Origin of the sequence: Paraburkholderia phosphatilytica (genome assembly GCF_003443895.1) — a bacterium.
GTDB lineage: Bacteria > Pseudomonadota > Gammaproteobacteria > Burkholderiales > Burkholderiaceae > Paraburkholderia > Paraburkholderia phosphatilytica.
In genome coordinates this window covers 335,582-347,134 of record NZ_QQOA01000002.1, presented here as the reverse complement: position 1 = coordinate 347,134, position 11,553 = coordinate 335,582, and the positions used below count along the sequence as shown (strand labels likewise).

Annotated in this window: 7 protein-coding genes, 2 tRNA genes and 2 pseudogenes; 2 read left to right on the top strand and 9 right to left on the bottom strand. The window is 65.9% G+C overall.

The window, feature by feature from the left end:
* Positions 1-352: 352 nt before the first annotated feature.
* The 5 genes and pseudogenes from DVS29_RS38220 to DVS29_RS38295 form a co-directional block, all read right to left on the bottom strand.
* Positions 353-1,300, bottom strand: a pseudogene (locus DVS29_RS38220) (TetR/AcrR family transcriptional regulator); the annotation flags it as partial.
* Between the two features lie 72 nt (positions 1,301-1,372).
* Positions 1,373-1,558 (bottom strand): hypothetical protein, encoded by a 186-nt coding sequence (locus DVS29_RS36800; protein WP_124800591.1) that lies wholly within the window; start codon positions 1,556-1,558, stop codon positions 1,373-1,375.
* A gap of 148 nt (positions 1,559-1,706) precedes the next feature.
* Entirely contained in the window at positions 1,707-2,927 is a 1,221-nt protein-coding gene (locus DVS29_RS03360; RefSeq protein ID WP_118179015.1) for an MFS transporter, read from the bottom strand.
* A 209-nt stretch (positions 2,928-3,136) separates the two neighbouring features.
* Entirely contained in the window at positions 3,137-3,754 is a 618-nt protein-coding gene (locus tag DVS29_RS03355; protein ID WP_240655437.1) for a LysR substrate-binding domain-containing protein, read from the bottom strand.
* 184 nt (positions 3,755-3,938) lie between these two features.
* Positions 3,939-4,091, bottom strand: a pseudogene (locus tag DVS29_RS38295) (helix-turn-helix domain-containing protein); the annotation flags it as partial.
* An 82-nt stretch (positions 4,092-4,173) separates the two neighbouring features.
* Here DVS29_RS38295 and DVS29_RS03350 point away from each other — a divergent pair.
* Entirely contained in the window at positions 4,174-5,385 is a 1,212-nt protein-coding gene (locus DVS29_RS03350) for a serine hydrolase domain-containing protein (protein ID WP_240655435.1), read from the top strand.
* A 9-nt stretch (positions 5,386-5,394) separates the two neighbouring features.
* Here DVS29_RS03350 and DVS29_RS03345 read toward each other — a convergent pair whose 3' ends face one another.
* The 4 genes from DVS29_RS03345 to DVS29_RS03330 all read right to left on the bottom strand — a co-directional run bounded on the left by DVS29_RS03345 (position 5,395) and on the right by DVS29_RS03330 (position 8,766).
* Entirely contained in the window at positions 5,395-7,167 is a 1,773-nt protein-coding gene (locus DVS29_RS03345) for a glycosyltransferase family 39 protein (protein ID WP_164707836.1), read from the bottom strand.
* A gap of 163 nt (positions 7,168-7,330) precedes the next feature.
* Entirely contained in the window at positions 7,331-8,029 is a 699-nt protein-coding gene (locus DVS29_RS03340) for a phosphatase PAP2 family protein (RefSeq protein WP_118179013.1), read from the bottom strand.
* 304 nt (positions 8,030-8,333) lie between these two features.
* A tRNA-Leu gene (locus DVS29_RS03335) sits at positions 8,334-8,420 on the bottom strand.
* Between the two features lie 259 nt (positions 8,421-8,679).
* A tRNA-Leu gene (locus tag DVS29_RS03330) sits at positions 8,680-8,766 on the bottom strand.
* A 303-nt stretch (positions 8,767-9,069) separates the two neighbouring features.
* Between DVS29_RS03330 and rnr the strand changes: the two genes are divergently transcribed.
* Complete coding sequence (gene rnr / locus DVS29_RS03325; RefSeq protein ID WP_118179012.1) at positions 9,070-11,523, top strand: ribonuclease R; 2,454 nt, start codon at positions 9,070-9,072, stop codon at positions 11,521-11,523.
* Positions 11,524-11,553 lie beyond the last annotated feature (30 nt).

The following is an 11,553-nucleotide window of genomic DNA, read 5'->3' as shown; positions in this document are numbered from 1 at the left end:
TCGTTCGGCCCATGCATCGGGTCTTGCTGTGTGGGGCGAGGCCGGTGCGCGCCGGGTGCCGCGTGCAACGTCGTGTGGCGATTGCGGCGGAAGCGGCCGATGCGCCTGCGCGTCCGCTTCCGTCACACGTTAAACGCCGCTGCCGCGATCAGGCGACGCGATGATGCGGGCGTTGCACGTCGCCACGAGACTCGCCGCGCGCTTCGTCGCGACGTGCCGCGTGGCTGTCGTCGTCGCGATGTTCGCCGCCTTCGTGCGATTCGAGCGTCGCGTTGAGCGGCGGATCGATGTCGCGTCGCGCGGCGTCGCGCGGTGCATCGGCTGGACGATCGGGCGGTGCCGCCTGGGTGCCTGCAGGTGCGCCAGCGGGTTTGCCAGATGAGTCGCTCGTGCTTTCGCTGTCGCCTGAAGCGCGCACCGAATCTGCATCGGAACCTGCCTCCATTACAGGTTTCGATGCGTCGCCCGGCGGCGGGTTCGTGGAGGATTCCTTCGGTTCGTCGGCACGGCCCGCGGTTTCCGCGCCGGCTTTCACCTCCGCGGCCACGGCTTCCGTGAGCGGGCAGTATTGCGCGGCCTCGTTCGCGTCGACGCCTTCCGTCGCATCGCCGAGCACCGCGGCGAACGCGGCAAGCTGGCTCATGTCGGGCAGCGGCGCCTTCAGTGCCGAGACCATCAGCGACGCGAGCCGCGCGATCAGCTGCAGGTCGTTCATCGACTTGCCCTGCGAGAACTCGGCGATCAGGCTCTCGGTGTCCGCGCCGGCCAGCACGCCCGACAGCGCGCCGATCGCGAAGTGGAGGCGCCAGCCGAGCTCCTCGCGCGGCAGATGCGGCAGCGCGCGCTGGAATGCCGTGAAGAAACGCTCGGCGACGGTCGCGTAATGCGCACCGAGAAAATCGCGGATGAACGACGATGGATCCGTATAGGCGCGGCCGAGCAGCCGCAGGAACGCCTTGCCGCCCACGTGCGAATCGCGCGACAGGCGCAGCGCAGGAATGAACATTGCGCCCAGTACGTGCTCGCAGGTGAGGCGATCGCCGAGCATCGTGTCGAAACGGTCGAGGAGCTTCAAACGCTCCTGATTGAGACGGTCCAGACGCCGCGAGAGCATCGCGTGCATCAGCGCTTCCTTGCTGCCGAAGTGGTAATTCACGGCAGCGAGATTGACCTCGGCGCGCGAGGTGATCTGCCGCAGCGACATCGCTTCGTAGCCGTTCTCGATGAACAGCGCCTCCGCGGCGTCGAGGATGCGTGACTTCGTATCGCCGGTGTGCCGGCCTGTTGTGCGAACTGCCATGTTGCGCCTCCCAGTTGCCGGTTCGACCGGCAAACAAGCGATTCAAATGGTCTTTTGAAACAGCCGTTTTCGTCAGGATAAAAAGAACAGGTAAGGTGCGGCAAGGGGACTTTCTGGATGGACTCCTCTAAAAATGTGAACAATGACCGCGATTGCTGCGCTGTCCGCGGATGCGCGGAAATAAAAAAAGGCCGTTCCGATGGTGATCGGAACGGCCTCGTACAGTTCTTGCTGGCCGACACGGGCGGCGCGTGTCACGCCGCCTCGGTCATCGACCGGTCTGTCGGCCAGCTCGCGCTGGCTCGCAGCCCGGTTCGTGGTTCGTTGATGCTGGACCGCGCGCTGGCTTGGCGCGCGGGTTTCGTTTCAGACGGCGGATCTCGCCGTTCGGTTCACTGCGGCAGTGTCAGACCTGCTCGCTCATCTGTTTTGCGGATTGTGTCATATCTATGCCGCGGCGTTCACGGCTGAACGGAATCAGCACCGCGATCACCACCGCGACGATGCCGATCACGATCGCCATCACCATCGCGTAGTCGTTGTGCATCTTCTCCGCGAAGCCGGCCTGGAGCGGACCGTTGACCGATGCGATCAGGTTGCCGAGCTGGTACACGAGGCCCGGGAAGGTCGCGCGGATCGTATCCGGCGAGATCTCGTTCAGGTGGACCGGAATCACGCCCCACGCACCCTGCACCGAGATCTGCATCAGGAACGCGCCGACGGCGAGCAGAAACGGCGTGGACGTGAAGGCCCACACCGGCAGCGCCGGCAGTGCGATCAGCGCGGCGATGCAGATCGCGCGCTTACGGCCGATCTTCTCCGACAGGTAGCCGAAGAACAGGCCGCCGACGATCGCGCCGATGTTCAGCGTGATCGTGATCGCCGACACCGTGTGCGGATCGAAGCCATGCTGGACGCGCAGGAAGGTCGGATAGAGATCCTGCGAGCCATGCGAGAAGAAGTTGAACGCGGTCATCAGGATGATCGCGTAGATCGACAGCCCGATATTCTGCTTGAGCGTAGCGACGAGGCCCGGGTGCTCGCGCTTTTCCAGCGTCTGGAACGCGGGCGACTCCGGCACGTGCGCCCGGATGTACAGCACGAGCAGCGCCGGCAGCACGCCGACGAAGAACATGCCGCGCCAGCCGATGTACTGATACACGAGGCCGAATACGATCGACGCGAGCAGATAGCCGCTCGGGTAGCCCGCCTGCAGCAGACCGGAGACGATGCCGCGCGATTTCGGCGGCACGGTTTCCATGGTCAGCGCGCCGCCCACCCCCCATTCGCCGCCCATCGCGATACCGAAGAGCGCGCGCAGCACCAGCAGGACCATCAGGTTCGGCGCGAAGCCGGAGAGCAGTTCGAGCAGCGAGAAGCAGGCGATGTTGACCATCAGCGTCGGACGGCGGCCGTATTTATCCGCGAGCCAGCCGAAGATCAGCGCGCCGAGCGGACGCATCATCAGCGTCAGCATGATTGCGAAGGCGACGGTCTTCACGTCGGTGCCGAATTCTGTCGCGATGTCCTTCAGCACGAACACCATCAGAAAGAAGTCGAAGGCGTCGAGCGTCCACCCCAGGTAGGCGGCGATCGTGACGTTTCTCTGTTCCCGGGTCCAGCTCATGTGGTTATTCTCCTAGTCTCCGTTGATTCATACGCCGGCTGGGCTGGCCCTGGCTGCGAAGGGCGTACCGCGCGGCGGACGGGCGCTTCGACCGGGAGTGTACGCCGACCGTTAAGCGGCTGCATGGTAGAAAGCCCGTTTATCCGTACTTATCCCTGGAGAAAGCGTGGGCTTTGCGGCGCGCCTGCAACGCGAAGCTGGCAGCGGCGTCAGGCGGGCGCGTTTGCGCCGTTCGTGCTATTCGCACCAGGCAGCAGCGGCTCGCGCAGGAAGTCGATGAACACGCGCAGCTTCGGCGGCATCAGCCGGCGCGCCGGGTAGTAGATGTAGAAGCCGGGCAACGGCGGCGTCCACGCTTCGAGCACGCAGACCAGCGTGCCGCGCGCGAGGTCGTCGATCACCATCGGCTCGAACTGTTGTGACACGCCGAGGCCGGCGCGGGTCGCGACGCGGGTCAGCCGGTCGTCGGCGAAGATCAGGCGGCCCTCCACTTCGAGTTCGCGCAGCCCGTTGTCGTCGACGAACTGCCATGTCGAGAGCCGTCCGCTGCCCGGGAAGCGGAAGCGGATGCAGTCGTGCGCCGCGAGATCCGCGGGCGTGCGCGGCACGCCGAAGCGGCGCAGATAATCCGGCGTCGCGACCACGAGCCGACGGTGCCCCGCGTCGACCGGCAGCGCGATCATGTCTTTCGCGAGCACGTGGCCGATCCGGATGCCCGCATCGAAACCGCCGGCGACGACGTCGGACAGCGCGTCGTCCGTGAAAAGCTCGAGCTTGAGCTGCGGGTAGCGCGCGAGAAATTCGGCGAGCCGCGGTTCGATCAGCATCGACGTGGCGAGCCGCGACACGTTGATGCGCAACAGACCCGACGGCCCCCCCCTGACTGCTGCGCACCTGCTGGATCGCGAGATCGATCTGATCGAGCGAGCCGTCGATCTGCTCGAGAAACGTGCGGCCCGCTTCGCTCAACGCGACCCGGCGGCTCGTGCGGTTCAGCAGCGCGACGCCGAGCCGCGCTTCGAGCGCGCGCACGCTTTGCGATATCGCCGACGCGCTGACGCCGAGATGCGCCGCCGCGCGGCTGAAGCTGCCGGCGCGCGCGACCACCCGAAAAACCGTCAGTCCGCCAAGCGGCTCGGGTTTGATCGTTAAGTTTTGCTTCATGTTACATGCAGCGTAGCACGCTTTTTCTTTTGAGCGCGGGTCGCCACAATCGTCGCCAGATTCACCTTCAACGGAGTCGACGATGAGCACGAGCATGACCGCAGTTTCTGTTTTGGATAACCCGGCGCGCATGCCGGCCCCGGCGCTTGCCGCGCGTGTCGATGCCGTGATCGACGCGGCGCTCGCGAAGCAAAGCCTGGTCGGCACCGTGGTGCTGATCGCCCACGACGGCGACGTCGTGTATCGCCGCGCGGCGGGCTTCGCGGACCGCGAGACGCAGCGCGCGATGCGGGAGGACACGGTGTTCCGCTATGCGTCGCTGACGAAACCGATCGTCACGGTCGCGGCGCTGCGCCTCGTCGAAGCGGGCGTGCTGCGCGCCGACGATCCCGTCACGCGCTGGCTGCCGGCGTTTCGTCCGCAACTCGCCGATGGCACCGAGCCGGTCATCACCGTGCATCAGTTGCTCACGCATACGTCGGGGCTCGGCTACGGTTTCCAGGAACCGCCCGATGCGCCGTATCGCACGTTTGATGTGCTGGACGGCATGGAGTACGTCCCGGGCGCGACGCTCGCGGACAACCTTCAGCGGCTCGCGGCGGCACCGCTTTTCGCGGCTCCGGGCAGCGGGTTCCGCTATTCGTTGTCGCTCGACGTGCTCGGCGCGGTGATCGAACGCGCGACCGGCAGTGCACTGCCCGAGGTGGTGGAGCGGCTCGTCACCGGTCCGCTGAAGATGGGCGACACCGCGTTTCATGCACGCGAGCCGGAGCGCCTCGCGGTGCCGTACGCCGATGCGCGGGCGGAGCGCGGCGAGACCGGGCCGCAGCGGATGAACGGCGATACCGTGGTGCCGATGCCAGAAGGCCTCGGCACCACGCTGCGCTTTTCGCCGGACCGCGCGCTCGATGCGTCCGCGTATCCGTCGGGCGGAGCGGGGATGGTTGGCACTGCGGAGGATTTCCTGCGCTTTCTCGAAGCCGTTCGCACGGGCGGCGCACCGTTCGCGGAGCCGTCGACCGCGAAGCGGATGTTCGAGCCGCATGTGGGCGCGGAGGCTGAAGTGATCGGGCCGGGATGGGGCTTCGGCTATGGCGGCGCGCTGCTCGTCGACCCCGCGCCCACCAGTGCGCCGATGAACGCGGGCACGCTGCTGTGGGGCGGCGTGTACGGTCACATGTGGTTCGTGGATCGCGCTGCGCGGCTATCGGTCGTCGCGCTGACCGATACCGCGTTCGAAGGGATGATCGGCGGCTTTACGGTCGAGATTCAGCGCGCGGTGTACGGGCGCTGAACCTGCCGCTTATTGTGCGAACTGCTGCGCAGACTGCGGCGCGGCTTGGGGTGAAGCCGCCGCGCCATCCGCGATGCGTTCGAGCGTCAGGATGCGCGTTTTGAACGGCGACAGCCAGCCTTCGGTATCCGCGCTATCGATCACGCGGTAGCCGGGCTGCGGTTTGAACTGCACGATGTAGCGGTCGTCGTGCACCCACCAGCTCTTCGCGTGCGGCGCGAGGTAATCGTAGTGCGGCACGTACATGTAGAGGCCGTTGAACTCGTAGCCGCCGTCGATCTGCGTGACCGGCACGCCGCGGTTGATCAGCGTGTCGAGCAGCATCCAGCGTGCGCGGTTCCAGCTCAGATAGTCGTGCAGACCGGCCACGCCGAACGCACCCGTAATGACGAGCGTCGCGATCGCGGCGATGCGCAGGAGCCGCGTGCGCGAGAACTGCGACGACGAGCGCGGCTCGGCCGGCAGCACCTGGGTTTCGAACGCAATCAGCGCGATGAACAGCACGATCGCCGGCATCAGGTAGCGGTCGTAGAAACCCGCGCCGATCAGCGGCGCGAGGTAGATCACACCCGCCGTCATCAGGAACATCCGCACGCTCAACGCGCTCGTGATCTGGCGCGCGCGCCATGCGGAGAACAGCGTCAGCGCCGTCAGCGCGATGTCGAGCAGCAGCAGTGCGCCGCCCGTCGTCGCGAGGAACGTGATGAACATCCAGAACGGCGCGGGCAGCGGCGCGACGTCGAGCGCGTAGTCGCGCGAATCGTGCATCCACACCGGGCCCGTGCCGCTCACGTGCACCGTGGTCCAGTTGAGCGGCATCATGTGATGCGTGCCGATCATCAGCACGCACCACGCGACGCTTGCGAGCAGCACGCTGGCCATGATCTGCCGGCCCCACGGGCGCGCGAGCCAGCCGCGGATCAGGCCGGGCACGCGCAGCATCAGGAGCGGAAACACGTACCAGCCGATCTGCTCGATCGCCGCGCGCGTGCCTTGTTCGATCTTCACGAGCAGCACCATCGGCTCCGACAGCAAACGCGACAGCCCCTGCGACGGCGAAAAGAACTCCGACGGAATCGCGTTGCGCGCCGCGAGCCAGGCCACGTAGCCCTTCAGCAGCGCGAAGCTCGCGAGCACCGTCAACGCGGCGACGCTGATCGCGCGCCAGTCGCGGCGGTTGTCGATCAGGAGCGTGAGCAGCATCGCGACCGGCAGGAAGATCGACAGCTGGCGGACCGACAGCGCCGCGATTGAAAACACGATCGCCCATACGTACGAAGTCGCGCGACGTTCGCGCAGATAGCGGCAGAAGAACAGCGCGGTGAACATGCACAGCGCCGCGAAGCCGACGTCGGTCATGAAGGTGCCGGCGAGCGTCACGTAGATCGGATTGAAGCCGACCGCGAGCGTCGCGATGATCGTCTTGCGGCGGTCGCAGCCGAGTTCGCGCAGCATCAGCGCGAATGCGCCGAGGCCGAGCGCGCCGGACACGATCGTCGAGATCCGCAGCACGTTGTACGAGAAACCAAAGAGCAGCGCGAAGAGCCCGCCCCAGTAGGTCTGCCCGACGAGCGTCATCGAGGTCCAGCCGTACGGGCGGAAGGTGCCGGTGTCGAGCAGACGCTGCACGGCGATCGCGAACGACCAGTCGTCGTCGAGCGGAAAATTGCCCCACGGGTGCGCGACGAGGATCGCGAGCACCCACAGCAGCACCGGAATGGCGAGTGCGGTGTAGTCGGTCGTCGCGCGAACGACGGGCCTCGATGCGATCGAACTGTCCATGGGAATCCCCCGGAGTGACACGGATGGTCTGGTTGTCGCCGGCTCGCGGGTGGCCGGCTCGTGCGGTCCTTCGACACGCACTGTGCGCGCGTGCCGCGCGGGCGTCTGCGGGGCCGCCAACATTTCGCGAAGGATCGCGGCGCCGCGATGCCGTGCGAGTGCTTTACAGATGCTTGAGCAGCGATTCGCTGAGCAGGCGGATCTGGTCGAACTGGCAGGTCAGCTCGAAGCTGAACATGAAGATCGACACGTAGAAGAGGCCCTCGTGCTTCTCCGCCATCGCAAGCACCGGCCGTGAAATCCACGCGCGCCACGATTCGCGCATCAGCGCGGCGCAGATCACGATGCCCAGCAGCGCGCCGCCGAGCACGTCGGTCGGATAGTGCAGCCCGAGATAGATGCGCGGGATGCAGACCATGACCAGCGCATAGAGCAGCGCGATCGTGCCGAGCGGCCGCGATGCGACGAAGATGCCGACGGCGAGCGCGCACCACAGCATCGCGTGATCGCTTGGGAACGAGCTCCAGGTGCGCAGCACGTGGGCCACGCCCGGGTCCGTCGGGAAGTGCAGACCAAGCTCCGGGTTCGCGAACGGCCGCACGCGGAACGGCAGCCAGTGCGCGAGTCCGCGCCCGACGAACAGTGCGACGAAGCTCGCGAAGATCGTCATCACGACGATCTCGCGGTCGCGCTTCGCGGCGGGCGTGTTGCCGTTGCGGAACCATACCCACCACAGCATCGCGACCAGCACGAGTTGCACCAGATATATTCCGGACACCAGATTGACGGCTTGATCGAAGCTCGTCGACCGGAACGCGATGCCGGCGAAGTACTGCTGGATAGTGTGATCGAACGCGTTCATCGCATCCCCGTCGTAACGCTGTTGTAAGAGCCGTCGTTATCGTTTTGTGACGGCAGTTCGTTGTGGTCCGGAGTATAGGTAGCCGATGTGGAACGCTTGGTGCGCCATCAGACGAAACCACGCGTTATGCGTACGGTGCTGCACGCTGGGCGGGAGGAATGCGGGAGTACGAAACGATGCGGCGAAATGCCGGGCGGGGAGAGGGTGCGAAGCGAAAGATACGTGAAAGGCGAGCGAAAACAAAAAACCCGCATGCGGAGCGCAGTGCGGGTTTCTGTCAGTACGTGAAGCCGAGCTTGAAGCGTGGTGCCCAGGAGAGGACTCGAACCTCCACAGTGTTGCCACCGCTAGGACCTGAACCTAGTGCGTCTACCAATTCCGCCACCTGGGCACGAATCAAGCTAGACAGCGATTATAACCCGAAGCCGCAATGTGTCAACGGTTTATTTATTGGTGGGGGTGGAGCGCGAGTAGATGCGATGTGCGTGTTCAAAAAATCCGGTTGTTCAGAAAGAATGAACACGCGGAAAACTTGAACGCGATCAGGGTAACGGGATGAGGTACGGTCCTTGGCCGTTGCCACCAGGCAGCCGAAAAACAAAAAACCCGCATGCGAATCGCAGTGCGGGTTTCTGTTACGACTTGAAGCATGGTGCCCAGGAGAGGACTCGAACCTCCACAGTGTTGCCACCGCTAGGACCTGAACCTAGTGCGTCTACCAATTCCGCCACCTGGGCAGGTGTGCGTTTGAAGCAAGACGGCAATTATAGCGAGACGCTTAATAGTGTCAAGCGTTCCGCGAATCGTGCGAAGCACGACACGATGAAGGCGCCTGGCGAAGTGCATCCGACGTGCATCCGCAGCACATCCGAAACCCCTCGCACCCGCGCCGAAAGCCTGCCTGACGGGCCGCGACGGGTCACAGCCGGGTGTTAGAATGGTTCGCTGAAGCACAGAGCCCGCAGCATAGAGCCCACCGAAGCGCCCACGTCCGACGCCAACGTAACGAGAACAACCCGAGAACAACCATCGACAAGCCCTTGAGCAAGTACCCGTACCCCATTCCGAGCCGGGAGGAGATTCTCGGCGTCTTGCGCACGAGCGAAACCCCGCTGGCCGCGAACGACATTGCCGAATCGCTTGCCATCAAGCGTCAGGAGCGCGAAGGGTTCTTCCGGCGTCTCGCGGCGATGGAGCGCGATGGGCAGATCCGGCTCGACCCGCGCGGCCACTATCAGTTGACGCATCCTTCCAGCTTCGTCGCCGGCCGCGTGCAGGGGCATCGCGACGGTTACGGCTTTCTCGTGCGCGACGACGGCCAGGACGACCTGTTCCTGCCCACCGGCGAAATGCAGAAGGTCATGCACAACGACCGCGTGCTCGCGCGGATCGTCGGCTACGACCGGCGTGGCCGGCCCGAAGGCCACATCGTCGAGGTGACGGACCGCGCGAACCGTCGCGTGATCGGCCGTCTGCTGAACGAGAACGGCGCGCTGATCGTAGCGCCTGAAGACAAGCGCATCGGTCACGACATCCTGATCGCCCAGCATCCGAAGAAGGCGAAGGTCGGGCAGGTGGTGGTGGTCGAGCTGACCGATTTCCCGAGCCGCCATTCGCAGCCGCTCGGCCGCGTGGTCGAGGTGCTCGGCGAGATCGACGACCCCGGCATGGAGATCGAGATCGCGGTGCGCAAGTACGGCGTGCCGCACGTGTTCAGCGACACGGCGCTCGCCGAAGCGGCGAAGTTGCCCGACGAAGTGCGCCCGGTGGATATCCGCCATCGCGTGGACCTGCGCGACGTGCCGCTCGTCACGATCGACGGCGAAGACGCGCGCGACTTCGACGATGCGGTTTACTGCGAGCCGGTGGCCGTGGGCCGCGGCGAAGGCTTCCGCCTGATCGTCGCGATCGCTGACGTGTCGCACTACGTGCACCCGGCGAGCGGCCTCGATATCGACGCGATCGAGCGCAGCACGTCGGTGTATTTTCCGCGGCGCGTGATCCCGATGCTGCCCGAGAAGCTGTCGAACGGGCTCTGCTCGCTGAACCCGGATGTGGACCGCTGCGTGCTGGTGTGCGACATGGTCATCACCGCGCGCGGCGAGATCAAGGCTTACCAGTTCTATCCCGGCGTGATGCATTCGGCCGCGCGGCTCACCTACACCGAAGTGGCCGCGGTGCTGAAGAACACCAAGGGGCCGGAGGCGCTGCGTCGCGCGGCGCTGCTGCCGCAGCTGCAGAACCTGTACGGCGTGTACAAGTCGCTGTTCGCCGCGCGCCAGAAGCGCGGCGCGATCGACTTCGACACCACCGAGACCTACATCGTCTGCAACGCGCAGGGCAAGATCGAACAGATCGTGCCGCGCCAGCGCAACGACGCGCACAAGCTGATCGAGGAATGCATGCTTGCCGCGAACGTGTGTGCGGCCGACTTCATGAAGCGCAACCGCCACCCGGGCCTGTACCGCGTGCACGCGGGGCCGACCGCCGAGCGGCTCGAGAACCTGCGCACCTTTCTGCGCGGCATGGGCCTGTCGCTCGGCGGCGGCGAGACGCCGCACGCGAGCGACTACGCGGCGCTGATGGCGCACATTCGCGACCGGCCCGACGCGCAGATGCTGCAGACCATGCTGCTGCGCTCGATGCAGCAGGCCGTCTACAGCCCGGACAACATCGGTCACTTCGGTCTCGCGTACGAGGCCTACGCGCACTTCACGAGCCCGATCCGCCGCTATCCGGACCTGCTCACGCACCGCGCGATCTACGCGATCCTGCAGGGCAAGAAGTACCAGCCGGAAGCGCCGGAAGGCGTCGTGCTCAACACGGCGCTGTCGCCGCGCGCCCGCGCGCTGCAGCAGGAAGACGAAGCGAAGCGCGGCCGCCGCGGCCGTTCGAACACGGCTATCTGGGAAGAGCTCGGGCTGCACTGCTCGGCGAACGAGCGCCGCGCCGACGAAGCGTCGCGCGACGTCGAAGCGTGGCTCAAGTGCTACTTCATGCGCGACAAGCTCGGCGAGGAGTACGGCGGGATGGTGAGCGGCGTGACGTCGTTCGGCATCTTCGTGCAGCTCGACGCGCTCTTCATCGAAGGGCTCGTGCACGTGACCGAACTCGGCTCCGACTACTTCCAGTACGACGAGATCAAGAACGAGCTGCGCGGCGAACGCACCGGCATCCGCTACCGGCTGTCCGATCGCGTGCGCGTGCAGGTGAGCCGCGTCGATCTCGACGCGCGCAAGATCGACTTCCGCCTCGTGCGCGATACGCCGGTGAAGCCGGGCGGCGCGCGGCTTCAGGCGGCGGAGAAGGCCACGAGCGAATCCGGCGGCGCGCGCGTTCGGCCGCTCGCGCAGGACGACGTGCGCCGCAAGAAAGCGGCGCCGGCGCAGAGCGCGGCCGTGAAGGAAGCGCGCGCGGCGCGCGGCGCAGCGAAGAAGCGTGGTGCGCCGCCGGCCAAGGCCGCGGCGAAGTCGGGGCGCAAGAAGCAGCGTTGACGCTTGCCCGCGCGATAGCGGGCGCGCGGG